We start from the raw sequence: 24,030 nt of genomic DNA on the forward strand, positions 1-24,030 counted from the left end.
GACAGAGGGATACTTTGGACGGCCGACATTTCAGGCTTCACTCCCATGGCTCGCCAGGAAATACTGTTCCGTCGAGGTGAGGGGCCGCCCTTCCAAGGCCCATGGCCGGACGAATGATGGCTGTGTCTGCAATGGGTCGTTTGCGGCCATTCGCCGGGGACATGAACGAACGGCAGCTTTGGGAACGGTCGGACAGCCTCTTACGACCGACTTTGGCGCGAACCGGCCACCCTCTCGGTGTAAACGAGACGCCCGAGGTTGTCCGCAATGGGTGGAAAGCAGGCGGGCCGCTTTCAGGCGCCGGGTAACAAAAAGCAGCCGTTCGTTCAGGAATGGTCTAACGACTGCAAACGACCCAATTGCGGACGTTCCCTGTCTCCGCCTCAGGGGCGGAGGTCACGCTCGAAATACCAGTCCGAAAAAATCTTGGAATGTTCCTTCGGCCCCATTTCGATGAACATGCGCCAGCGATCCCGGCGACGGTCATATTCGAGCCGGTTGCGGAACTCACCCGCACGATAAGGAAAGCTCAACTCCACCTGGTCACCGACGATTCGGCCGCTGCCCAGGGTGCGCGAACTCTCGCCCCCCGTGCCGTCCAGCCAATGCGCGACGATGCTGCCGTCGTCGGCCTGCCCGAGATATACCCGCGCCTCATAAGGCAACTTCCCGGCAGGATCCTTGATATGCATTTCGAGGAAGGCGCCGCCGAACTGCGGACGTACTTCCGCGCCGATGACGGTCGTCTCGCCGCGCGTCGTGCCGGTAACCGCCCACGTGCCGACGAAGCGGCCGAGAACGCCCTCGCTCAGCGGTGCGGCGACCCCAGCTTGAGACACGCCCAGGAGCACACAGAGTGGCAGCAGCTTCCAATTCGACATGTTTCCCCCCGCGCGATTGCGTCGGCGGAACGAATATCGCTGTGCACCTATGACCGCAATCCACCCAGTGCGGACGTTGATGGCCAGCTTAGCGATCTAGGCCCAGGGACGTCCAAAAAGGGTGGAAAGCGGACATTCCAATCCGTTATGGGTAGAGCTCTCTGGGCCGGATTGAAGTGAGGTTTCATGACTTGGTCTCCGCTCGTCCTGATCGTCATGATCACCCTGCTCGCTACGGGTGTGCTGATCGCGTTCATCGAAAACTGGAGCCGCCTTGGACCCATTTGCTCCCGCTGGAGCTGGCTGCTCGAGACCGCTTTTGCACTGTGGTTTGGCTATTCTGCTTTCCAAGCTTTGCAGTCAGGCGAAATTCTCTGGGGCTGGATTGCACTGCTCGTGGGAGGCATCTTTGCCGGGTCGGCCGCGACGCGGATCAGGCGGATGCGGCGACTAGAGTGAAGCGCTGTCCGCAGTGGGTGGGATGCGGGCGTCAGCGCTACGCAATGCCGGCTAGCTGAAACCGCTCAATCAAATAGTTGGTCGGGTTCGAGGAGTCGCGTTGGGGGAGTGGCGCTGTGCGTGAACTGACTATCCGCCTTGAAGAGGGCGAAGCCGACCGAGCCTTCATCCGCGCCCTGAACGGACGTTTGAGCGACGTTATCGACGCCCCAACCCATTCCCGCGACGAAGTCGTTGCCTTCCAGGATCGTTTCACCGCTTCGGCCTGGGGAGCCGACGCAGGGCATAATGCGACATTGGTTGCCGCGAGCAATGACGGGCGGCGGCTAGGCTATGTACATGTCCGGGAAGGCACGGACGACATCGCCAATGAAAAGTGCGGCTACATCGCGCTTCTAGCCGTCGCGGCTGAGGCCGAGGGCGAGGGCGTTGGGCTGGCTCTTCTCCACGCCGCTGAGAACTGGGCGAAAGACATGGGGTATCGCCGGCTCTCGCTGGATGTCTTCGCAAGCAACCAGCGCGCCCGCCATTTCTACGAGAAGGCGGGGTTTCGGCCCGAAACCATCCGTTTGATCAGGCAACTTTGATTCAGATGGCGACCAATCCCACCAGCGGTTGAATGTCCGCAATGGGTCGAAAGCAGACCTATAGCATGCGGACGCCGCGACAGTCGGCTCGTACCCAGAAGCGGACAATCGCTCTCCGGGCCAAACCCTGAGCAAATCCACGATTACCGGGAGTACGGCGGATCCGTTCAATTCGGATCATTCGGTAGGAGACTCGGCGTGCGCGACGGCCTTAGTTTCGCGTCCAAAGGGGGGAGTGATATGCCATACTATCACGTGAACAAGAACGCCCAGCAGAATGGCGACCATGAGGTCCACGAGAATGGGTGTGCCCATCAGCCGTACCAGGAAAACCGGCTGTCGCTTGGTTTTCATGCAACTTGCCGAGGCGCGGTGCAGGAGGCAAAGAAATCCTACCGGCAGTCGAACGGATGCTACTACTGCTGCAATGAGTGCCATACCAGTTAGCCGTCTGATCATGGTTTCAGGCCAAGGTACCCGCTACCCACCGAGCGCGGCGCGAACGTCGGTACGCACCGTTTGCGGCCACTCGCCGACGACATGAACGAACGGCAGCTTTTGGGGGCGGCCGAACAGCCTGTGACGACCGACTTTGGCGCCACTCGGGGGAGGCGGTGAGCCGGCCGGGACCGGCTCACCTAAGTACCTTAGACCTCAGTCGCCTCTGCCAAGGTAAGGGCATCCTCGACCTCGACGCCCAAATACCTGACGGTCGTCTCGATCTTCGTGTGACCCAAGAGGATTTGCACCGCTCTGAGATTCCCCGTCTGCTTGTAGATGAGGGCTGCCTTGGTGCGACGGAGAGAATGTGTGCCGTAGTCCTCTCGCCGAAGGCCGATGGCGGTCACCCACTCGTCAACGAGCCGGGCATACTGCCGGGTGCTGATGTGATCGGAGTGATCCGTTCGGCTGGGGAATACGAAGTCGTCTAGCGAGCCGCCGCGACCCTCCAGCCATTCCAGCAAACTCGTCCTAGCGGGTTCAAGTACCTCAAACTGAACGGGCCGACCCGTCTTCTGCTGTATGACGATGGCTCGCTGCCGGATGCGACCTCCGCTCACCAGTTCGCCGATCCGTATCTTCACCAGGTCACAGCCACGCAGCTTGCTGTCGATCGCTAGATCGAACAGCGCACGATCTCGAAGTCGCCGCTCCTGCTCTAACCAGAAGCGTACAGCCCAGACCTGCTTAGGATGGAGGGGCCTTTTGGCGCCCAGCTTACGACCGGCGTTCCATACGGAACGGCAGTCCTGCCCGGGGTCATAGATCGAGTGTCCCATGTTCATCTCCGTTGGCCAGGAATGGCCGGCACAGAGATGAGGGCACCCAAGCCTTGCTGAACCCGCAGGAGCGGCAGCGCTTGGCCGTTAGGGACTGTCTGCTTCCGGGTGCCAGGGCGGAAAAGCGGACCTTAGCGGCCCATGCAGGCTCGACGTCCGCTAACGACCCTAAGCTGCCGTCATCTATCAGTTAACGCGATAGACAACGCGAAGCGCTTTGCTGCATTTCGGCGCTTGAGGCGCGCCCATTCCGATCAGCGTCAATGCAAGCAAAGGCGCTCAATGCGCCCTGCTGCAACTCACTCCCGTCCACAAAACCATCACGATTGATGTCTTGATCCCGATAGAAGCCGCGCATTGCTTCATTGAATGAGGTTTCGTCATCAGCGGAAAGTGGCTGCGGGCTTCGCAAGCCCGTTTCAACCATGTGATCAATCTCCGCGAAACTTAGCCGTTCATCCCGATCCTGGTCCCAACGCTTCATAACAGAACGATATTGAGCAACGAGACTTTCGCGTGTCGGTTCTTGAGCGGGTGAGATTTGGGCTGTGGTCGCCGCGATCAGGATCATCGAAAGCATGGTCGCATACTATCCGATGAATGTCGGTTTACCACCCGTTGCGGACACTGAGGCAACGTAGGTTATGGACGGCGTGGATGTCGGCAGTGTGGTGAGCCGTATGCTTCCTCGTAGCTGCGGCCAAAGCAACGGATGAGGCCGTCCACTACATCCAAATTGAAAGGCCAGCCCGGAGGCCGCCCCGTTCGAACTTCGCCTTGCGCATCTTTGTAGAGATACCCCTCCGGCACCGGAAACTGAGCCAGCCGCTCGCGTGCCGCGAGAAGCTGCTCGCGGTCCCCCTTCAGAAAGGCGACGGTGGCGTCGACATACGCATTCCAATCCTCTTGATTTCGACCATGGCCAGGGGTCTTTTTGGCGGCGGCGGTCATCAAGGTAATAGCCTGATCGATCTCGCCCGCTTCGGCGCGGAGTTGGCCCTCGTGCCATAAGAGGGTGGTCGTCCGCGCTTCGTTTTGCTCCCGGTAAAGTCGAATGACGTCGGCGGCATTTGTTCTGCACTCCGGACGTTTCGACAGGGCCCGCCACCCGCCATTCATGTCTTGATCGAACGCCCTGAACTCAAGTTTAAGCATTGCCTGCTCATCGACCATGCAAATGTCAGGGGCCGAAGCGGCAGAGATCGCAACGATTATTTGGAAAAGCGCCATCAGGCGTTGGTATTATTCCAAGCATCCGCTGTCCAGCCTCAGCCGCTCGTCAGGTTCGATCGCTTAGGCGTCTGCTTTTCCACCTGCTCATCCCGTAAGCAGACGGTCTGCTAGCGGCCAAGTTCGGACGTTTGCCCGCTCTGGTTGCCCAATAGATTGCTATCCGTCTCAGCAGAGCCGAGCGTAAGTGTGGGGCTAAAGGTGGACGGAGCTTTGCGCCGCAAGGCAAAGAGGAGCTCAGCCCGCCACTTAGGACTTGACTATGGTGTCCCCTACGAGAGTGGGACAACGCCGCCACCGTCAGGTATGTCGCGCCGGGGCCCTCGGCATGCCCGTCTTTTGAAGCGTGGTGTCGCCGCAGCCGACTGCGCCAGTTCGCTTGCTGTCAAAGGTATTCTTGGGCGCTACCTCGCCGAGCATGACGCAATTGCGCCGTCGCGGCTGCGTTGGCGCTCGATTTTGAACTGCTAGACCTAGCACCCCTTCCACCTAGAGCTCTCCTTCGTTGCGGTTGGCCCTCGATTTCTGAAATGCTAGACAATCCCTCATCCATTATACGGTCCTTTCGTGTTGCGGTTGGCTCTCGATTTCTGAACTGCTAGACCGGATGACAGCCCCAGTGTCTTCGACTGTATGTTGCGGTTGGCCCTCGATTTCTGAACTGCTAAACCCGCGATCATCATTGTCCTGCTCCTGTTGAGGTTGCGGTTGGCGCCCGATTTCTGAACTGCTAGACCGTCCGCCACCCGCTCGACATCCTCTCCAGCGTTGCGGTTGGCCCTCGATTTCTGAACTGCTAGACCGGCCTAAGACTGCATCCATCGACACACGAGTTGCGGTTGGCCTTCGATTTCTGAACTGCTAGACCTGCTGCGTTGGGATCGACGGCCCGCCGATGTTGCGGTTGGCCCTCGATTTCTGAACTGCTAGACCTCAGGCTCTCCATCGGGTGTGTCGGGGTTGAGTTGCGGTTGGACCTCGATTTCTGAACTGCTAGACCGCAACCGCTCGAGGATGACGGTCTGTTCTAGTTGCGTTGGCCCTCGATTTCCGAACTGCTAGACCCCAATCGCAGCGCCTCCACCAGTTCATCATGTTGCGGTTGGCCCTCGATTTCTGAACTGCTAGACCGAACACCGCCCGCGCAGCTCTCACCAAGATGTTGCGGTTGGCCCTCGATTTCTGAACTGCTAGACACCGGAATGACGACCATCAAGGCTGGAGAGTGTTGCGGTTGGCCCCTCGATTTCTGAACTGCTAGACCACGTCACATCCCCGCTCGCATGGCCGTCGGTCGCGATATCGACGATACGGTCCATACTCCCTCTGCGCCTCCTCAGGCGGTCGCCGGCTCTCGCGGGCCCGGATCGAACACGCGACCGAGGGCATCGACACGGACCTGGCGAGCCTTGAGGTTCTTCAACCCTCCTGCCGAGGAGAAGACATATTTGAACGGATCGACCTCGTTCGACGCCGCGTCCCGCGCCTTCAGCGCCCCGCCTTCATTATCCGGAGCGAGAGCGATCGTGCCGTTGGTCGAAAACTTCACCACACGCACGATTTGCGGCGCGCCGCCGTTGCGCTCCACCGCCAGCATGTCGTTCTGGCGAAGGCTCAGCACCTTCTTCGCAGCCGGATGCGGTCGGCGGTCGCACTGGTCCGGCTGGTGCGCGTCGAACATTGAAACGATGTCAGCCGTCCATTTGCCATTCGGTAGCCGCCACACATCAAAGCGCGCGTTGGCATCGCCCTTGTATGCTTTGTAGGCGCGCCCGTTCTTGTCGCGGATGGGGATTACGTTGAGCGGCTCGCGCACGCGCACGCGGCGGATGCCCCTGAAGTTCGGATGCGTGTGAGCGAAGCGCCGCAGCGCCAACTCAAAATCTTTGCCGATCTTGCCCCGCGTCGAGTCTTGGAGGGCCTCCCGCAAAACCTGGTCTGGGATGCGGGGTGGATCGGTCAGATCGGCGGGCTTCAGGCTCATCAGCGGCACGCGGTGAACGACGATCGGGGTCTTGCCGTCCGTTGCGGTCTCCCCGGTGAGGCCGTAGGCGGTATCGTTGTGCAGCCGTCCCGATGTCACGTCACGCCCCCGCGCGGGCCTGCCCCTGCGACCGTGGTCTGGCTTGTGGCTGACGATGACTCGGGCGAGCTTTTCGGCCAGCTCTTCACGGAAACCTGACCAAGGCTCGGGCAAACCTTCGAACATTTTGTCGAGATTCTTTTCCTCCGCGCGCCCAGCGGCCTTGGCAATTTCGTTCAGAAGGCCGCGTGTGGTCACCGCCACCACTGTCGCGTCAATTGCGTGGTGCCGGTGGTCGAGCCGATTCTTGGGCGCGTTCGAATGCTCGTTCGCAACGAAATTGTGGTCGGGGAGAAGGCTGTTGAGCGCCCACAATCTACGCAGCATTGCCGTCAGCCGGCCAGGTATGACGTAAACGCCGCCCTCGCTCTTATCGGCGTAGAGGGTGGACAAATAGGTTCGTGCGATTCGCGAGAGATATTGGGTGTCGGTGAGCTGACGCGCGAGAAAGCCGCCCTCCTTCTCGAACCGCTCCATTGCGTCCGGCCCGAAGCGCCACTGCTTCGACTTGTGCAGACGCGCGACCTGCCCCGCGATCTTACCCCAGCGCTCCGTGTCCGTGTGCCAGCGCTCAAAGGGCGTCTTGTTGCCCTTGGCGCGGTTGCAGGCTCGGTGCGCGACCACTTTGTTGGACGCGCTATCGTCGAGCGTTCGGGAATAAGGGAGGATATGATCGACGTCGGTAGCCCCGCTGAACAGCAGTTCCGCGCCGATCATCCCGCCGCAATATGGGCATCGGCGATCGAGCGGATTGGCCGGGTTCAGCTCCTCCCACATTCGCAGTAGCAGGCGATTAGCGCCCGTGTCGGGCTGGCCTATGCTCTGGAGCTTTTCGGACCGCCGGACTGCGGCGGCGGTGTCCTCGCGGATGCGTTTGTCGTGCTTGGCCTTTTCCTTCTCGCTCAGCTTCAGCTCGCGGGCGAGCTCCACGACGATTTCATCGGGCCGACCGTGGACGGCGAGGATCGCGTTGACCAGCTTTTCGAGCTGACGAAGGCCGATATGAACGGTCGGGTTGGTGATCTTACCCCAGCGCTTTTCGGGCGGATCGGACGGAAGCTGGCTGCCGGGGAGGATCTCGCGCGTCAGCAGCTCGCCATAATAAGGGAGCTTTGGCAGCACTTCGCCGGTGCGAAAGTCACTGTGGTGGAGGTGGGGGAAGGCGCGCCGCACCGCCTCGTCATAGGTGACTACGTCCTTTTTCAGCTCGGCGAGGATGAGGCGCGTTGCGGTGGCGCCGAGCCGGCCATAGCCTTCGGGAAGCGGCGCCTTGGCAGTGGCCACCGCGCAGTCATCATCCAGGCCACATTCCTCGGTTAGGAAGGCGTGCAGGGCCTCGGAATCCCCCTCGTTGATTAGCCGCTCGACGATCAGCCACTGGCGGGCCGCATCAAGCTGCGCCCAATTCGCGCCGAACCGCTTCTTATCGCTCATGGCGGCATAGACTTCGTTGCCGCGCAGCGCGATGCGCGTCTCGCTAGCTTTGTTGAAGCTCTGACCGGGGTCGAGCTTCAGGCGGCGTGCTAAGGCATCGAAACTGCGCTCCTTTCGGCTCCGCAATTCGAGGATCAACGCGTCGCGCTGGTCCGGCGTCAGCTTCCTCGATCCCTCGCCAAGCGTAGTGATCTCGAGTTGGTTGACCTCCTCATAAAGGCGGCGCTCCTGAAACATGGGATGCGCCTTCGGCAAGCGGCGTTCCTCGGTTACGAACGTGCACACGCCAACCTCCTGCTCCTTTAGCGGGCGCTGGAAGAAGAGGATGCGATGGAGCGCCGCGCGTTCGGTTTCGCTCAGCAACTCCGGGTGATGCGCGGCTTGAGCTTCCCAGATGCGGGCGAACTCATATTCGACGTGCCGGCGCTGCGGGTAAAAATCATATTCCTGGCTCTCGCCGTTCATCCGCACGCGTTTTTCGCTTCGCCCGGCCAAGAACTGGCCCAGCGTGTCTGCGCCCACCTCGGCCATCGCCTGATCGAGCGCCTTGGCGCCTCCGGCGATTTTCCCGTCCTCGTTGTCCTTCTGCCGCCGCTCCGCTTTTCGGTTCGACTTGAAGCCGCGACGCTGATTGAGGTGGAAGAAGGCGCGGCCGATCTCGTGCGGGTCCAGCCGCTCGTGCAGTGCCCGCGCGCGCAGTTTGTAGGGATCACGCTCAGCGGTTAGCTTCGCTTCGACCGTATCGACCGGCATCAGCCCATGCTCGACGAGTGCGCGCAAAAAAGCCGACCGGCGCCCGAGATAACGATCGCGGCGCCGCCGCATCGCCCGCGCCGCACGCCGGTCAATGGCCAGCGAAGCTCCGGATTTCGGGTCGCGCCCATCGGCGAAGATGCGGACCCCGATATCCACGATCTTGCTGTCGCCTTCGATCAGGCACCAGCCGATGCTGTTGGTGCCGATGTCGAGTCCGAGCCTTCGCATTGCTGCTCTCCCTTCCCCTCATCCTGACAAGGGGAAGGAGGTTAGACAATTGACTTTGCGTCCGAACTGAAGAACAAGGAACGTTCAGAAATCGCAGGGCCAGCTGTTAACAAGCAGCTTGACTGCACCAAATAAGGGCGGGGCTACGGCCCCGCCTTTTTTGGATGGCCGCAAGCATATCGTCTACCTGCTTCTCTTAGCGATGTTCGGCATGGCGGCCGGTATCGTCCCACTTTCGGCATAGGATCTGCACATTCGCAGACGCGAGTTATCGCTCAAGCCCGCGACCCCTTCGCCATCCGATCCAGTCCGGCAGCGATTGCGAAAGCGGCTTCTCGACAAATGGTGGTATGCCCAGCCCGCTGCTCCGACGGCGCAGGAGCGACTCCACCTGCGGGTCCCGTTCCAAGCTCTTCGCGATCCCAGTCATTTGCGCCCGAACGCCCTCGGCGGCGCGCTCGGCGGCGCGCCTGGCGCACGCCTTTCGGGCTGGAGGCCTCTCCCGCGACGTGAGCTTTCAGACCTGCTCCCCGCGCGGCTGCCTGGAATTCCGAAATCGCATTCAAGCGCTGGGCGGTCCCACCGAGCCAGTTCGGCCTTACCCGCGAAGTCGCCGTCGGGATCGCCGCCTCGATGGTAGGGCGCGGCGGTGGCCTCCCGCTTGTGCTATACGTCTGACCAGGATCTACATGGAGACTCCGATGAGCGGCCAGATTTCCGACGTATTCGGCATGTTGAAGCGTGACGGGCAACGGGCCGTAACGATCGAAGAGATGAACAAAGTTATTGGCGGGGGAGACGACGATCACGCGGCCGATCGGCTACGGATCCAGACGCTCGCGGAATATGCCTCGGCCGACAGGGATGAGAGGGACAATGGACTGCGTAAACCAAGACGGGAGCCCGAAGAGTAGAGGAGATAGTCGGCAAGATCAGCCGAAGTACCGATCCGGGTTGGTCGACTTCGTAACAGCGCCTGCCAAAGCGGATTGCGGATTTCCGCCGGATATTCTACATTTTCTCGAAATAAGATCTTGAAGGATAACTGACCGCTTCCTGCGCTTTTTGCTGAGCCGGACCTTCTGCTCACGGCCAAAAGCGGCCGTGACTTTCGAGCTTACGAGTGGATACCGGCGTCGATGGCCGCCATGAATTCCCGAACTTCTCCAGCTCGTCCCGCCGTGACCAACTGCTTCGCCGTCCGCCCGCCGAAACCTGGCAGCGGTTCGGTCTCGAACCAATGTCGGGCACGCTCAGTCGACCCGAACCGTGGTTCGACCAGAGCCAGAATGTCAGCTGCGTCGCGGGCCGTGTTTTCCACGCCCCACTTATGGCCGAACCGAGCCCTGGACGAAAGCCGAACTAATACCAGACCGGTCGTACCCGTGATCGGGGCGCGAAACCCAGACCCGTTCAACCCATTCCGGACCTTTGTACGAGGCGGTCGTAGGCTAAGATGAGTTCCCGCTAGGGGAGAGAGACGATGGGAGACCTGCGCACACCGGTGGCTCCAGCGGCACCGCAATTGAACGTTGCCCTGCTAGTATTCCTCGAAACGATGGCGGTTGTCGCCCGAGCCCGTGCCCGCGCGACGAACATGGACTGGCTGAATGAGGCGGTCGAAGGCGTGTGGCGGGGCACCCAGGAGATGCAAAACGATATCCCTCAGAGCTTTGACGACGACTGGGGTGATGTGGCGAGCCGCGCTGCAGCGAGGGTGCTCGGCCTTGAGCTGATGTATATCGGGTATCGGCACCGCGATTTGCTGAGCGAGGAGAACCGTGCCGTCGTCGAGGAATTCGCTGACTACTTTCCCACAGTCGAGATCGCCGACCCGCTTTCCGACGATGCGGTGGATGTGCTCGAAGTGGGCAAAGGCAGCATCGAGAAACTGATCAATAACATGCCAAGATGGCTGCAGCGCGTGATGGAAGTCTTGATGGAAGCACTCAAGATCCTGAGGCCATGATCTAAGGGTGGCGCTTTAAAAGAGGGCTTCGAGGTTTCGATGATGCCGGGGTAAATACCGCTCTAGGTCGCAGTAGCGTACGCCAGTGCGGCGGCTAGAAACCGGACGCGATCGCCATGCCCGACTAACGCCTGGTTGGCAGGACAGGGTTCACGGCCGCTCAACAAGGGCCGAGGCGAACAACGTCTAAGACGTCAAAACCGGATCGGATGCCCTCGATTTCCACCCGTTGCCCTACGTATTGCTCGGTCTCCGCATCGGCTTCGAGACGCCAGCGTCCGCCATTATCGCGTTGGAGGATGAGTCTTCCGCGCTGGCGCAGGAGCAAGCCGGTTTCGCTATGGAATGAGCCTATTGGCATAGATCAGGCTCCGGCGATGCGGCGGGGTCGAATTCGGCTACGATAATGTCGGTCATGACGCCTGCACCCGGCGCAGCCATGGGTCTGCGGTCCGTTCCATGCGTATGAGCTCATCCGGAAAGCAGCGCCCCTGGAATGACAGGACGTCGTCGAGCGAGCCTCGGAGCCAGAGGTCGTGATCTTCCTCGTGCAGCAGAACCGGCATGCGATCGTGGACCGGGCGGACAGTCTCGTTGCAGTCGGTCATGAGCCCAGAATAGACCGGGCCCCATTCCGGACTGTCCTTCCACATCCCGGCCCAGGCGAAGATCGGCTGCTGCTTCACGCCAAACCAAGTGCGGGTCTTCGCGCCTTTCTCGCCTTCGGCCTCGCAAAAGCCGGTCAGCGGAATGATGCAGCGATGCTCAGGCTTGGGCGCGACGAAGCGCCACATGAAGCTGGTGAGGTCCGCGATATTGTTCACTGGCTTAGGCTTGATCGGCTGCCCGGTTTTCTTGCTCTTCTGGGCGAGCGGGAAACCCCAGGTCATGCTCTGTACGATGCGCTCGCCGTCCTGCTCGCGAACGACCATGCCGGGACCGCCCGGATAAACCTCGCCGGCCGCTACGTTCATGTTCTGCGGCATCCTGGCGCGAAAATAAGCGGCTACCTCGCTGGCGCTCGCCTTGGTCGTGTAGAGATTACACATGGCCCACCCTTACCAGAGCATCAGCTAAAATCGAACAGATCGCCGACAGCGGCGACCTTGCCCGTGCCTGAGACTGAAAAACTGCCGGGAGGAAACGGCCGCAAGATCTCGCTGACCGGCTTGCTCAGTTGGAGCCAGTTCAGCCAGTCTTCCTCGCGCACCACGGCAACGTGGCGATCCTTGTACGGCGCGATGTCAGGATAGGCTTCGGTGGTGAGCGCGGCATATGCGGCAGGCCAGTCGCTCGTCGCCGGGCGCCACGTGCCGGCGAGACAGAAGAAGGGCGCATCGGTGATGAGGCTGGCCCGGTATTTGAACCGCCCGTCGACCCTCAGGCCGAAGTCGTTGGCGATGATCAGGCAAGGATTGCTGATTTCTCGGCCCTCCCAGCGGAGGAGGCTGACGGGTTTGCCGCTAGCCTCGACCGGCTTCAGGCCCCAGGTGCATCCGATCTGCTTGGGGGCACCGTCTGCCCAGATCATGATCTGGCCGGTTTTGCCCGGACCCTCGTAGGCCGCTGATGACATGGCCCGCCTCGTCGCTGTGGTGCTGCTCATGTTGTGCTCCTTCATCGATGCCGGCTCAAGGCGCGCTTCCATTCCTGCTCGCTTGGAAGGGGCAGCGGTTCGCCGGTGATCTCCTCGTGGACCAGCTCGAGCCTGGGGTTGCGGACGATCTCATTGCGAAGCTTGCGGCAAGGGACGCAAACTGCCCGCCGCTGGACGTCCTTGAAGCTATCGGGCCAGCCCTTTTTGTCGAACATCCACCAGAGCGCATGAGGGTGCAGGATGCGGACATGCTGGCAGGCCCGGCAGGTGAGCTTGATCGAATATTGGCGGACGGCAGCGTCGAAGAGAGTCCGCAGCGGATAGGCTGAGCCGTCTGGGTACATGGGTTCTGGCTATCGGCCTCAAAGGGCCGCCTCCGGCACCCGCCCACCGCGCCCCTCGAACAGGCCCGGCAACATCGGAAGTGGCTCTTGGTCAGCGACCGGGTAGGCGCTCCCTTCGAGAGAGGCGATTGTCACCCACTCGATCGCCCAGCGGAGGTCGAGTACGTCGTTGTCGCCATCGCGGCGGATGGCTGTGAGGCCGGCGCCCTCGGTATGCAGCCGGAACCGGTTGATCCGATCCTCGTGCCTTCCCTCAATCAGCGTGCCATCGGAAAAAGCGAGATAGAAGAGACAGGGCCCAGCAGACGGCAACTCCAGCGTGGCTTCCACATTCCCGGTCACTTCTACGCGCCCGACCGCAGGCAATCCGCGAACCGTCACGGCCATGGTCATCTCCTATGTTCGATTCGGGGGAAAATATAGAACAAAGACAGAACATAGGCTAGCGCGAGAAGTCCTTACTTCAACTGCATGGCTGTTTCGGCGATGGCCGGGCTTCATCCGCACTCGTGCGCGCGCGACTGTCGAGCGGGGCTTCGGCACGCTCGGTCATGCCGTAATCGCGCACGACCTCAGCGATGCGGATCCGATAATCGCTGAACACCGCGCGCCGCCCTTCCGCCTGCACGGCCCGGTGGGCGGCGGTGTTGCGCCAAGCCGCGACCGCCGCCCCGTCGCGCCAGAAGGAGAGCGAAAGGAGCTTGCCGGGCTCGGCGAGGCTCTCGAACCGTTCGATCGAGAGAAAGCCGTCGATCCGGTCCAGCTCGGGGCCGCAGCGCGTGGGCAAGGTCCAGATAGCGCGACTCCCGTCCCGACGCCGGCCAGACCTCGAACAGCACCGCGATCACGGCCGCACCAAATGCGCATGGGGCGCGGAGGCGAGCCGCAGGAACAGCCGATCCTCGCGGCGGATGAACCGCTCGCGCTGGGCGAAAGCATAGTTTTCGCGCCCGATCGGATCTTCGCGCAGCCGAGCGCGATAGGCCTCGTAAGCGGCGAGGCTCTCGACCGAATAGACCCCGTAGGCGGTGGACGCCGAGCCTTCGTGCGGCGCGAAATAGCCGATGAGATCGGCGCCGCAGCGCGGAATGGCCTGGCCCCAGTTGCGGGCATAGTCGCCGAAGGCGGGCAGTTTGTAGGGGTCGAGCTCGTATCGGATGAAGCAGGTGATCATGGTGGTCTCCGGGTTGCCCTGGTCTTTTAGCGGTAGCGGCCCGAGCGATGCTTCGGCCACGGCCGAAACATTCCCCTCTCCGCTTCGCTAAGGCCGCATTGGCGGGCTACACGAGGAGCTGCCATGACCAACGTCGCCTCTCTCGCCAGCATCGCCGCCCTGATCGGGGAGCCCGCGCGCGCGGCGATCCTCGTGACCCTGATGGACGGGCGCGCGCTCACAGCGGGCGAACTGGGGGAAGCTGCCGGCATCGCGCCTTCGACGGCGAGCGGGCACCTCGTCCGCATGCTAGATGCTGGGCTGCTCGCGCTCGAGCGACAGGGTCGCCACCGTTATTATCGCCTCGCAAGCCCGTCCGTTGCCGGCCTCCTCGAGAGCATGATGTCGCTCACTGGCGAGCTTGTCACTGCCGCCGGGCGATGCCGGCCGGTACGAACAGGCCCCCGGGACCAAGCGCTGCGCCGGGCGCGTCTCTGCTACGATCATCTTGCCGGCGAAGTCGCCGTCGGGATCGCCGCCTCCATGACAGGACGCGGCGAGCTCGAGTTCGACGCAGACGGGGGCGCGCTGACGGGCCGGGGCATGGACTTCCTCGCGTCTCTCGGCGTCGATCTCGATGCGAGCGCACCGGCCGCCTCGCGGCGCGCCTTCTGCCGTCCCTGCCTCGACTGGAGCGAGCGTCGCCCGCATGTCGCCGGTACGGTCGGCCGGGCCCTCTACGCCTGCTTCCTGGGTAAGGGCTGGCTTCGCCGGTCCGGCACCGGCCGCGCTCTCCTCATCACCCCGCCGGGACAAGCGGCGTTCGAACGCCATTTTGGACTAGCACCAGCCTGATACGCCGGTCGCCCGCCGGGTTTACCTCCCTCAAGCGCTCGGACCTGAAGGGCGGCCTCGGCATCACACTTACAGCAAGGGCGCGACTTCCTGTGCCGCAACATGCACAGTTCCGGGCCGGCCGAGTAGATCGAGGAACGTCCGGTACGCCGGCCGCTTTGCGCCATCATGGTCGTTCAGAGCTTCCCGAGCGCAGCCACAAACCGGTCGTTCGTTCAGGTAGACCAGCCACGTCCTTTCGTAGCTAGAGCCCAAATAGCTTTGTGTTAGCGCCAGCATAAGTATCTTCGTCACGAATCAAGTAGGACCTAAGAGACAGAAAGATCTTGAGGCATTGCGTTTGAGAGGCTGCATGTTCCGTCCCCTGCATCTCGTCATTAGAAACGAGGCAACTCGAGCGCGGCGCTTCCGATCTCGATGGTGCGCGGTTGCGATTGCGCTACTGACTGCATGTGTGCTGGCGCCCAGCTCGGCTTCACCACCGCCAAGTCACGATCACGTGGGCGCTCAACACGTCAAGAATCCCCGCTACGGATCGAATCTCCGTGTGATCGGCGGTGACGACCTCAAAAAGCTCATCCGAGGCAAGAGTGTCCAATTCGGCAGGCGGCCGTCACTCGAGGGTCGCGTCGACATGTATGGCCCTGACGGCTCGTTCATGCGGTCTGTCCAGGGAGGGGGTGCGCCAGTCGTCGGAACCTACTCCATCGATGGAGATCGCGTATGCGTAGAGGCGGGGATATTTTCCGAGTGTAAGCGCTACGTCGTCGCCGAGGACGGAACGATTCTCCAAGAGAAGGAGCTCAACGGCCAGAAATACTACGCCGCCGTGCGTGTCAGGTAGTTCGTCCATGAGGGGAAGGACGACTATCGCTTGGCGGCGTCTATGATAGCATCATCTTCTACGATCTAATTGGGACGCTCATCTCAAACCCTGTGACCCGCCTCCGCTGTGGGTCGATAGCGGACTTAGAGCACGCGGAAGCCACAAAGGTCCGCTTTTCCGCCGTCGCACCCAGAAGCGGACAGTCCGCTAACGGCCAGATGCGGACGTTCCGAGCGGGTTGCAGCCTATCCTCCGGCATCTGGCGCTTCGCCGTACGAATATGCGATGCTGTACCTGAGCCAGGAACTCGACGCCCAACCGGCGAGCGGCTTCATTATCTATTACGCTCGAAGCGTCTGCAGCATAATAGGATCTGATATGCTAACTGGTTCCAAGCGGCCGCGAAGTCGGCTTCTACCTCGGCTAGCCACTCTTGGAATCCTGCTTGCTACGGCCGGGTGTTATGACATGACCGACAAAGGCAAAAGCTTTGTCATCAATGGCGTCAAATACGATATTCCTGGGGACCATATTGAAATAGCCTCAGGACCTGCCAGCGGAGAGGTGTACGCGCGATTAAGACCGCCAAGTGCCGACTTTGAGATCGTTCTTGCCGATAGCATTAGCTATAGAAGAAATTGGCAGGGGGGCGGAGCTCCGCTCATTCGGCACATCAATGACACGCCGACGCATACGTTTCAGAAGTTTAGCTTCCCGTCGGGAGTCACTGCTTGTCATAAAGATACGCCGCACGCGAACTGCGGTTTGAGTATCAAAGACAACGCTATTGTGTGGTCTATCATATTCGATCGCAAGCACGTTCCAAACAGCGAAAAGATAAGAGAACAAGCGTCCAGCATTATTCGAAGCTACAGGAGGGCGGATCCCGACAGCAACGAGAAGCTGAGCACATCTGATTTTTCTTAGCGCTAACAGGTATGCGTAGGCGTATCGTCCGCGATGGGTCGCTGGCGAGCGTTGAGCACGTCTGTCGCGCAGAGCTCTAATGATTTCGCGCGAAGCCCATCCGATTCTTCCGACGAGGTAGCCGATACCAACGATGATCCACGACGCATGAGGCGGTTAGAGGGTGTTGAATGGTGTCACCATGCAACGATCATACATGGCTGTTCGCGAAGCAGGTATCCGTGATTTGCCCGGTGTATGGATAAACATTGTGGATTTTGGGATAACCGTAGGGAATGCCGGTATCGCTCTACCGTTCTTGTCGTGATCGAACGGGGCGGTCATGGACGTTGCGGGTCGTCGGGTTCTGGTCCTATTTCTCGGCGGCCCATCAATTCTTCGAGTGCCTGCGGTCAAAGCCAGATCGTACCGGGCAAGGGGCCACATTCGTTCCGATCCTGCGCGCTTTACTTCAGATTTCGGTAACCAAAACGACTTAGGTGTTTCCTATGAGGCTGCACCTACCGGCTCTGATCATTGCCCTCCTGCTAGCTGGGTGTGTCGAGCAGGGTGACCCTCACGTTCACCACTCCGGGAGAGACCGCCTTCTGCTCGTGTGGTTGGCGTTCATAAGTGGAGCCTTTGGCACCCTGTTCCCAGACACCGCCACAAACCTGAGCGGCGTCGGGGACCGAGCCGTTACCAGAACCGTCTCCGTCGCATTCCTCTTGATCGCATCGGTTTTCCTAACAGGACACTATTTGGATCTGCGCTTCATCGGCTACTCCGTCTAATCGAGGGTTTCTTGTTCCCAATGGAATTGCCGTATCTCGGGCGCAGCACAGGGGCGGAACTGGGCACAATCCCAGTCTGGGTCGCGGAAAGCATGCTCATCTGTTGAGTCCTGGAAAGTAGCACGTTGGACGGCGCGTCAATCGCAGAAGTCGCAAACGTCCGCTTTCCCGCCGTCCCACCCAGAAGCGGACAGTCCGCTAACGGCCAAAGCCGGCGTAGGGGCAGGGAGTTCCGCTAAGCGCCATTAGCAGACACTCAGGGCAGCGCCAGCGGCACTGAAGACCGGACCGTCGATCGTGGCTCGGTCACCAATCGCGGCATTTTGCCGGCGACTACTCAGAGCTTTCGCTTTGCAGCATCTGTTCGGCGGCACGTTCCAGATGTTGCAAGACACGCACTGCCGCCGAACCATCTTCGGCCGTGACCGAAGCGAGCGCATGCTTGCGAATATTGCTGGCCACCACATCGAGTTTTCTTGCCAGCGAGCGCCCTTGTTCGGTGAGGTGAAGCTTGCGTCCGCGCCGGTCGTCGGGGTCCATGCGGCGCTGCACCAATCCCATGGCCTCGAGTTGATCGACCGACCGAGCCATGGCTGCCCTGTCGACCCCTATCGCTTCAGCTATGACGTTCTGGCGCGACCCGTCGCCGAGCTCCACGATGGCGAGGATCGGCGCGGCGGTGGAGAAGGACATCCCGAAATCCTCGAACGCCTTGCTCACCGCGCGATACCAGGTCCGTCCCACCGGGAGGATCATCCAGGTGAGGGCCAATCCCCAATCCTTTTCGTCGCGCATCGGCGGATCCACCCTTGAAGATTGGTTGACGCGTCAACATCTAAATAATGACTTTTGATCGTCAATCAATCCGGAGGGAACATGCCACGCACTGACAAGCCGATCCGGGTCGGATTCATTGGCCTTAACCCCGGCATTCACTGGGCCGCCACGGCGCACATTCGAGCGCTGCAGGCTTTGCCGGACCAATACGAGGTGGTCGGCGTCGCGAATCCCGCGTTTGCCTCCGCCGACAGCGTCGAGGCATCAGGCCATCGCAGAGGAGAGCCGTCGTGACCGAAGCAAGAGCTGAACCAAAGAGCTTCGACGTCGTCGTGGTGGGCACCGGCGTCGCCGGCATGACTGCTGCGATCGTCGCCGCCACGAACGGGCTCGAGGTCCTTCTCCTGGAGAGCACTGATCGGGTGGGCGGCACCACGGCGCTGTCAGGAGGCGGGGTCTGGATTCCCAACAACCCTTACATGAACAAGGTCGGCCTTTCCGATTCGATCGAGCAGGCCCGGACCTATTTGGCCGCTGTTCTGGGCAACTATTTCGATACGGCGAAAGTCGATGCGTTTCTAACGGCGGGGCCAGAGATGCTGCGGTTTATGCAGGATCATTCGGAAGTCCGCTTCGATCCTGGCAACACCGTCGACTACGAACCGGATAAGCCAGGAGTGGCCTATGGGCGAACCATCGCCGCGCAGGTCTTTGATGGTCGGCGCCTCGGCGAGGACATCAAGCTGCTTCGCCCGGCGCTGAAGCAACTGGGCGCGTTCGATGGCATGCAGATCGGGGCGGGCGATATCGCTGCCTTTTCATCGGTACTGCGCAAGCCCAAGTCACTCGTGTACAGCGCAGGCAAATTCGCGCGATATCTCTCCGACAGGCTGTTTCATGGAAGGGCGACCCGGCTGGTCAACGGGAACGCCCTGTCCGGCAGCCTCCTCTGCTCCGTGAGGCGGGCCGGTGTGACGCTGTGGACCTCCTCCCCGATGCGGAGCCTGATCCAGGAGGATGGAGCCATTCGCGGCGTCAGGGTGTCGCATCAGGGGCTGATGGTGGAGGTGACGGCCACGCGCGGCGTGATCCTTGCCACCGGAGGCTATGGCGCGAATACGGAAATGCGGCGAACCTACGTCCCGCAGGCGGATGCCGGCTTCTCACTGCAGCCCGAAGGCAGCCAGGGCGACGGCATCAAGGCTGGCGTAGAGGCCGGCGGGACCTTCGTCACGGGCAACGTCGCCAACGCCATCTACGTGCCGATGTCCACGATGGTGGATCGAACGGGCGAACGCTTTTCTTACCCTCATATCATGTGGGACCGCCATATGCCCGGCTTCATCGTCGTGGATAAGACCGGAAAGCGCTTCGTCAACGAGTCGACGTCCTACCAAGCCTTTGGAACGGCGATGATCGAGAAGGGCGTAGAGTCTGCCTGGCTCATCGGAACCCACCATGCGATCCGCCGCTACTCGATGGGATTGGCCAAGGCGGCGCCGCTTCCGATCAAGCCCTATTTGGCCAACGGGTATCTGAAGAAGGGGAAGACCCTGTCCAACCTTGCCGACGTACTGGGTCTGCCCAAGGCGGCATTTCTGGAGACGGTGAGCGAGTTCAACCGCCACGCCAAGGAAGGCAAGGACCCCGAATTCGATCGTGGTGTCGATGCCTATTCGATCGGACAAGGTGACCCCGAGCACAAGATCAACCCGAATTTGGCGCCGCTCGACCGGGGTCCCTTTTATGCCGTTGAGCTCTTTCCGGGGCAGCTGAGCACGATGAACGGCCTCGACACGGATGAGCATGCGCGCGTTCTTGATGGCGATCGCCGGCCGATCCCGGGACTCTATGCCGCCGGCGTCGACGCCAACTCCCTGTTCCGGGGAACCTATCCCGGGGGTGGTGGCAGTCTCGGGCCTGGCATGACCTTCGGATACATCGCGGCGCAGCACCTTAGCGGACGCACATAGCGCTCCTCACGCCACGACTACGATCTTGACCGTGCCTCGCTCGGAACGTCCGGCTTCCTCATCTCCATCTACAAGAGCAGACCGTCCGCTTGCGGCCAATTGCGGACATGCGCCCCATTCATTGCCAGCGTTCGCATGGAGAGCGTACGCATTAGGCGGACGGCACCTGCGATGGATCTCCACGCCAGACTTGATCCTGCATACCTTCCGTCCGAAAGGGATCGCATGCGGCTCACCACTCTCCTTATCCCTACGCTCTCCAACCAGCTTCACGCCCTCTCCGGATGGCTCGATAAGGCGGAGGCGCTCGTCGCGCAGCGCGGGGAAGGTCCGGATGGGCTGCTCGTTTTGCGTCTCGCGCCTGACATGTTTCCGCTGACTACGCAGCTGCGCTTCCTGGCGTTTCAGGCACAGGAGCCTGTCTATCGGCTCCGGGGCGAGACTGTGCCGGAGACGGTGCTTCAGGTTCGCCAGGAGGGCCGCGACGGCGGGGAGCGACCCGGCACCTGGGCTGAAGCGCGCGCACGCGTGGCCGATGCTGCAGGCCTCCTTGCCACGGTCGGCCCGGACGAGCTTGACGCTGCAGCCGACAGGCCGATTGCGCACGAACTGCCCACCGGCATGATCTTCGACATGACCGGTGACCAATATGTGCGTGACTGGGCGCTGCCGCAGGTCGCGTTCCACCAGATGATTGTCTATGCCATTCTGCGCCAGGCTGGCGTGCCGCTCGGCAAGGTGGATTACGTGCCGCAGATGTTCGGCTACCTCAGGCCAGGTACCGCTCCGGGGGCTTAGGCCACGGACGTCTCTGGCCTCTGCGGCCAAGCGTCCTACCTTCGCCATCAAGCATTCGGGGAGGTTGCTGCTCGATTTCTTCGAAAGACTGAGCAGGGCGGCTCCGTGAAAAATCCGGCGCACTATCGGGCGCATCCAAGAAGAACGGACCTTCCCCGCGTCGGCTGACCCAGCGAGCTCGCCCGGCTCGGGATCGGCTCGGTTGCCCTTTATACCCCGCGATACAGCATCTCGGCGCTTGCATGAATGTTCTTGTTTCGTTCACACATGCGCCATGCGATTCCCGGCCCACCAACTTCGCGACAAAGCGCTGCTGGCTCTCGAGGACGCCGTGCAAGAGTGTCGGTATCGCACCCCCCGGCGCAGCCATGCGGTACGGTTCGCATTGGCCTACCTGTGGGCCTATTCCGGCTGCAACGAGCGTCAGCCCTACAACGAATTCTGGAGTGCGCTCTTGGAGCCAAAGTCGCCGTGGAGCTTCAGCGCGGCGGATCACGCTTTGCTCGGCATTTATGTTAGCCTCGGGCTTGAGCGCGACGATAAGGTAGGCTGGGCGATGTGGCGGAGCTGGCAGGAGTCGGAAGGGTCCGGCGGGTCACACTAGGGAGGCACAGATGGATGATGAATATTCATTCCATGTCGATGACAAGGGACGCGTGGTAGCGGCCAACGACCAGGAGCGCATTGTTCTGGGTGACGAGCGCCGAGTGTTCGCCAAGCTTGTCGAGCTGATGGGCGAACGGGATTTCGAAAGCTGAGCGGCCATGTGTAATCGATTTCGCCTGTCCGCCAAGGAAGCCGAGCTCGCCCGCCAGTTCGGAGCGGACATATCACCTGAGCGGGGTCGGCTGCCTCCGCCAGAGCTGTTCCCCAAATACGATGCCTACGTCGTTCGCAAGGAGACTGGCGCGCGGGCGCTCGATGTCATGCGCTGGGGTGTTCCCTTGAATGGCAAGCCGATCACCAATGTCCGCAATCTATCGAGACCCTTCTGGCGGAATATGCTGGCAAGCCCTGACCGACGCTGTCTCGTGCCCGTGTCCGAATTTTGCGAATGGGAAGGCGAGAAGGGCGCAAAGGTGGCTCGCTGGTTCGGCCTGGCCGACAGCTCGGTGTTCGCCTTCGCAGGGATCTGGCGGCCGACGCCGGAGGGTAGGGCGTTTGCATTCCTGACCTGTGAGCCAAACCCCATCGTCGCGCCGATCCATCCTAAAGCGATGCCAGTAGTGCTGCACCCGGAAGATTATGACCGGTGGCTAGACGGCGAGGTCGACGAGGTCTGCTCCCTTGCGACACCATTTCCCTCGCAACTGATGAAGGTGGCCTGAGACACGGCGTTCAGTTGGCGGAGGCCGGAGAGCACGCATGGACGAGCGGGTTGAGTTCACGATGATCCTAGGCCTCATTGTTCTCGCCCTGGTTGGGTATTTGGCGGGCTATCTCACGTGAATTGATGCCGAGATTGCCCGGGCCAGGCCTGCGGTCGCCCGCAAATTACCGAAGCAGCGATTCTGGCTTCGGCAATTTAGTCATGTCAGCAACGCGCCAAAGCTGGACGTTCAACGCCACTGGCGAGATAGCCGTGTGTGGACGGCCAAGCCAAGCGCTTGAACAGGGGACTCCGCTTAGCGCCAAAGCCGGACGGTCCAGAGCATCTCGACTGAGCTAGCAAGCTGACGTCAGTCCAACTTCCCCCAGTATCCGCTGTGCGTGATTGACTGGCTGGCGGCAACGGGTGTCTTCGACACGGCGCCAATGTCCGCGAGGGGCCGAAACCGGATGTGGCTGCGCTGGCTCTGCCAGCATCTCAAAATGAACGTTCCCTTCTTTGACGGCAGACTTAGACCACGGCTGATTTGCTTGTTCAGCACGTAGTTACCGGGCCGCTCTTGCGACGGCTCCTTGCAATCCTCCCGGTCTGCTTCTGGCCATAAGCAGCTTCAAATAATGGCTCTCAGACGGTACTCTGCGGCATGGATCGCTCGCGGAACATTCTACAGGCAATCAGGGATCGCGATGCCTGCCGGTTCCTTGATATCCTCGATGACGGCGTGCGTTCTGCCGTTCGCATGGCGTCCGAAGAGTCTCACGCTTTGGGGCTTGAGGTAGTTGACGGCCGTGCTCGCAGAGAGGGCAGGTTGATGGAGCAGAATGGCTCAAGTAGGGACCTTGACGACAGCCCAGCAGAGCTCGGTGCGCCGGCGCTGCGGGCGTTTTTCCAACTCGCCATCGCTTGGCGCCTGACCGAGAAGGAGCAGATGAATCTGCTCGGACTTACGTCTCAGTCAACGATGCAGAGCTGGAAGGCTGGTTACGTCTCGGAGGTGAGTCACGACACCGTCGAACGCATTTCGTACCTGCTGGGGATCTTCAAAGCCATAAATATCCTGATGCCAGAGCAGAAGCAGGCAGACGCTTGGGTGCGCGCTCCGAACGCGGCACCACTGTTCGGCGGTCGCAGCGCACTGGATCGCATGACATCGGGAGATGTGGGCGACCTCTTCCTCGTTCGACAGTATCTCGATAGCGAGCTCAGCTGAGGCTCAGACAAGGTGCGACTGCCGCTTTCGGCTGCCGGTCCGCGTGACGTCAGATATAAGCCGACAATTTGTTGGACGGGTGGGTGTCTTGGGCTCAGATTGGGCGACGCTGATATCCGTCGTATCGAGATCGGTTGTGATGCTGAAATAGCCAGGAAGCAGAGGCAAGGCTGCAGAGGGATAAATGATGCCACGGAATGAAGCCTACTGTCGTCTCCTCACCGTCGCCAAAGGAGGAACGGGCCAGTCGCGAGACGTCGCTGAATTCCTATTGGCTTGGTACAACGTTAAGGCCTGGGGTGGTTGGGGGCCCCACAGGTTTTCTGGCCTGGACGAAGGCATTCAAGCAGACATTCTCTCCATCCTGAGCGACATATCGCGCAGGATTTGGTATCCCGAGAGCGATGACATGGAGCCGCTGGTCCAGATGTATCGCCCAGCTCCCTGACCGTCGATCATGCAGAGCCTCGCTGAGCGCTACCGATCCCAAGCAGCGGGATGGCGCCCCAGCTATGCTCCTTGACCAGACGGGCAGGGCAGACGCGTTTTGAACGACGCTA

At 61.1% G+C, this 24,030-nt stretch carries 28 protein-coding genes; 14 read left to right on the plus strand and 14 right to left on the minus strand.

Annotated features, from left to right (window positions below):
- Positions 1-383 precede the first annotated feature (383 nt).
- Positions 384-881, minus strand: coding sequence for a hypothetical protein (locus SH591_RS00520; RefSeq protein ID WP_324750064.1), 498 nt, complete (start codon positions 879-881; stop codon positions 384-386).
- A 186-nt stretch (positions 882-1,067) separates the two neighbouring features.
- Here SH591_RS00520 and SH591_RS00525 point away from each other — a divergent pair, with 186 nt between their 5' ends.
- Positions 1,068-1,340, plus strand: coding sequence for a hypothetical protein (locus tag SH591_RS00525; protein WP_324750065.1), 273 nt, complete (start codon positions 1,068-1,070; stop codon positions 1,338-1,340).
- 116 nt (positions 1,341-1,456) lie between these two features.
- The gene (locus tag SH591_RS00530) at positions 1,457-1,927 is read left to right on the plus strand and encodes a GNAT family N-acetyltransferase (RefSeq protein ID WP_324750066.1); all 471 of its coding nucleotides are present in this window, start codon (positions 1,457-1,459) and stop codon (positions 1,925-1,927) included.
- A gap of 647 nt (positions 1,928-2,574) precedes the next feature.
- Here SH591_RS00530 and SH591_RS00535 read toward each other — a convergent pair.
- The 4 genes from SH591_RS00535 to cas9 all read right to left on the minus strand — a co-directional run bounded on the left by SH591_RS00535 (position 2,575) and on the right by cas9 (position 8,938).
- A complete protein-coding gene (locus SH591_RS00535; RefSeq protein ID WP_324750067.1) occupies positions 2,575-3,207 on the minus strand; it encodes a tyrosine-type recombinase/integrase in 633 nt (210 codons plus the stop codon).
- 190 nt (positions 3,208-3,397) lie between these two features.
- Positions 3,398-3,787 (minus strand): EF-hand domain-containing protein, encoded by a 390-nt coding sequence (locus tag SH591_RS00540; RefSeq protein WP_324750068.1) that lies wholly within the window; start codon positions 3,785-3,787, stop codon positions 3,398-3,400.
- Between the two features lie 62 nt (positions 3,788-3,849).
- Positions 3,850-4,437, minus strand: a complete 588-nt coding sequence (locus tag SH591_RS00545; RefSeq protein WP_324750069.1) for a hypothetical protein — start codon at positions 4,435-4,437, stop codon at positions 3,850-3,852.
- Between the two features lie 1,336 nt (positions 4,438-5,773).
- Complete coding sequence (cas9, locus tag SH591_RS00550; protein WP_324750070.1) at positions 5,774-8,938, minus strand: type II CRISPR RNA-guided endonuclease Cas9; 3,165 nt, start codon at positions 8,936-8,938, stop codon at positions 5,774-5,776.
- Positions 8,939-9,639: 701 nt separating this feature from the next.
- Between cas9 and SH591_RS00555 the strand changes: the two genes are divergently transcribed.
- Complete coding sequence (locus SH591_RS00555; protein WP_324750071.1) at positions 9,640-9,852, plus strand: hypothetical protein; 213 nt, start codon at positions 9,640-9,642, stop codon at positions 9,850-9,852.
- A gap of 203 nt (positions 9,853-10,055) precedes the next feature.
- Here the strand turns inward: SH591_RS00555 and SH591_RS16245 are convergent, their stop codons facing one another.
- On the minus strand, positions 10,056-10,259 hold the full coding sequence (locus SH591_RS16245) for an MbcA/ParS/Xre antitoxin family protein (RefSeq protein ID WP_416385195.1): 204 nt from the start codon (positions 10,257-10,259) through the stop codon (positions 10,056-10,058).
- 162 nt (positions 10,260-10,421) lie between these two features.
- On the opposite strand from SH591_RS16245, the gene SH591_RS00560 reads away from it, so the two are divergent.
- A complete protein-coding gene (locus SH591_RS00560; protein WP_324750072.1) occupies positions 10,422-10,907 on the plus strand; it encodes a hypothetical protein in 486 nt (161 codons plus the stop codon).
- Between the two features lie 160 nt (positions 10,908-11,067).
- On the opposite strand, the gene SH591_RS16250 is transcribed toward SH591_RS00560, so the two are convergent.
- The 7 genes from SH591_RS16250 to SH591_RS00590 form a co-directional block, all read right to left on the minus strand.
- Complete coding sequence (locus tag SH591_RS16250; RefSeq protein WP_416385196.1) at positions 11,068-11,268, minus strand: DUF5818 domain-containing protein; 201 nt, start codon at positions 11,266-11,268, stop codon at positions 11,068-11,070.
- A gap of 52 nt (positions 11,269-11,320) precedes the next feature.
- Positions 11,321-11,956 carry an SOS response-associated peptidase gene (locus tag SH591_RS00565; RefSeq protein WP_324750073.1) on the minus strand — a complete coding sequence of 212 codons (636 nt, stop codon included), beginning with the start codon at positions 11,954-11,956 and terminating at the stop codon, positions 11,321-11,323.
- 20 nt (positions 11,957-11,976) lie between these two features.
- Positions 11,977-12,513: an SOS response-associated peptidase family protein gene (locus SH591_RS00570; protein ID WP_324750074.1), complete on the minus strand. Its 537-nt coding sequence runs from the start codon at positions 12,511-12,513 to the stop codon at positions 11,977-11,979.
- Between the two features lie 11 nt (positions 12,514-12,524).
- Complete coding sequence (locus SH591_RS00575) at positions 12,525-12,848, minus strand: hypothetical protein (protein ID WP_324750075.1); 324 nt, start codon at positions 12,846-12,848, stop codon at positions 12,525-12,527.
- Positions 12,849-12,866: 18 nt separating this feature from the next.
- Positions 12,867-13,235, minus strand: a complete 369-nt coding sequence (locus SH591_RS00580; RefSeq protein ID WP_324750076.1) for a hypothetical protein — start codon at positions 13,233-13,235, stop codon at positions 12,867-12,869.
- Positions 13,236-13,311: 76 nt separating this feature from the next.
- Complete coding sequence (locus SH591_RS00585) at positions 13,312-13,635, minus strand: antibiotic biosynthesis monooxygenase family protein (protein WP_324750077.1); 324 nt, start codon at positions 13,633-13,635, stop codon at positions 13,312-13,314.
- 57 nt (positions 13,636-13,692) lie between these two features.
- Positions 13,693-14,082: an NIPSNAP family protein gene (locus SH591_RS00590; protein WP_324750078.1), complete on the minus strand. Its 390-nt coding sequence runs from the start codon at positions 14,080-14,082 to the stop codon at positions 13,693-13,695.
- Between the two features lie 63 nt (positions 14,083-14,145).
- Between SH591_RS00590 and SH591_RS00595 the strand changes: the two genes are divergently transcribed.
- The 3 genes from SH591_RS00595 (at position 14,146) to SH591_RS00605 (ending at position 16,609) form a co-directional block, all read left to right on the plus strand.
- Positions 14,146-14,856 (plus strand): ArsR/SmtB family transcription factor, encoded by a 711-nt coding sequence (locus SH591_RS00595; protein WP_324750079.1) that lies wholly within the window; start codon positions 14,146-14,148, stop codon positions 14,854-14,856.
- A 547-nt stretch (positions 14,857-15,403) separates the two neighbouring features.
- Positions 15,404-15,700, plus strand: coding sequence for a hypothetical protein (locus SH591_RS00600; RefSeq protein WP_324750080.1), 297 nt, complete (start codon positions 15,404-15,406; stop codon positions 15,698-15,700).
- A 450-nt stretch (positions 15,701-16,150) separates the two neighbouring features.
- On the plus strand, positions 16,151-16,609 hold the full coding sequence (locus SH591_RS00605) for a hotdog family protein (RefSeq protein ID WP_324750081.1): 459 nt from the start codon (positions 16,151-16,153) through the stop codon (positions 16,607-16,609).
- A gap of 1,106 nt (positions 16,610-17,715) precedes the next feature.
- Here SH591_RS00605 and SH591_RS00610 read toward each other — a convergent pair.
- Complete coding sequence (locus tag SH591_RS00610; protein ID WP_324750082.1) at positions 17,716-18,177, minus strand: MarR family winged helix-turn-helix transcriptional regulator; 462 nt, start codon at positions 18,175-18,177, stop codon at positions 17,716-17,718.
- Positions 18,178-18,231: 54 nt separating this feature from the next.
- Between SH591_RS00610 and SH591_RS00615 the strand changes: the two genes are divergently transcribed.
- From SH591_RS00615 to SH591_RS16320, 7 genes are all read left to right on the plus strand, one after another.
- Positions 18,232-18,453 (plus strand): hypothetical protein, encoded by a 222-nt coding sequence (locus SH591_RS00615; protein ID WP_324750083.1) that lies wholly within the window; start codon positions 18,232-18,234, stop codon positions 18,451-18,453.
- Positions 18,450-20,132 carry an FAD-dependent oxidoreductase gene (locus SH591_RS00620; RefSeq protein ID WP_324750084.1) on the plus strand — a complete coding sequence of 561 codons (1,683 nt, stop codon included), beginning with the start codon at positions 18,450-18,452 and terminating at the stop codon, positions 20,130-20,132. The genes SH591_RS00615 and SH591_RS00620 overlap by 4 nt, the downstream gene beginning before the upstream one ends.
- Before the next feature lie 225 nt (positions 20,133-20,357).
- Positions 20,358-20,930 carry a DUF1993 domain-containing protein gene (locus SH591_RS00625; protein ID WP_324750085.1) on the plus strand — a complete coding sequence of 191 codons (573 nt, stop codon included), beginning with the start codon at positions 20,358-20,360 and terminating at the stop codon, positions 20,928-20,930.
- Between the two features lie 614 nt (positions 20,931-21,544).
- Positions 21,545-21,688 (plus strand): hypothetical protein, encoded by a 144-nt coding sequence (locus SH591_RS00630; RefSeq protein ID WP_324750086.1) that lies wholly within the window; start codon positions 21,545-21,547, stop codon positions 21,686-21,688.
- Between the two features lie 6 nt (positions 21,689-21,694).
- Positions 21,695-22,258 (plus strand): SOS response-associated peptidase, encoded by a 564-nt coding sequence (locus tag SH591_RS00635; RefSeq protein WP_324750087.1) that lies wholly within the window; start codon positions 21,695-21,697, stop codon positions 22,256-22,258.
- Positions 22,259-22,903: 645 nt separating this feature from the next.
- Positions 22,904-23,470, plus strand: coding sequence for an antitoxin Xre/MbcA/ParS toxin-binding domain-containing protein (locus tag SH591_RS00640; RefSeq protein WP_416385197.1), 567 nt, complete (start codon positions 22,904-22,906; stop codon positions 23,468-23,470).
- 187 nt (positions 23,471-23,657) lie between these two features.
- Positions 23,658-23,918 (plus strand): DUF7673 family protein, encoded by a 261-nt coding sequence (locus SH591_RS16320; protein WP_473964747.1) that lies wholly within the window; start codon positions 23,658-23,660, stop codon positions 23,916-23,918.
- The last annotated feature ends 112 nt before the right edge of the window (positions 23,919-24,030 follow it).

Source organism: Sphingomonas sp. LY54, assembly GCF_035594035.1.
GTDB lineage: Bacteria > Pseudomonadota > Alphaproteobacteria > Sphingomonadales > Sphingomonadaceae > Allosphingosinicella.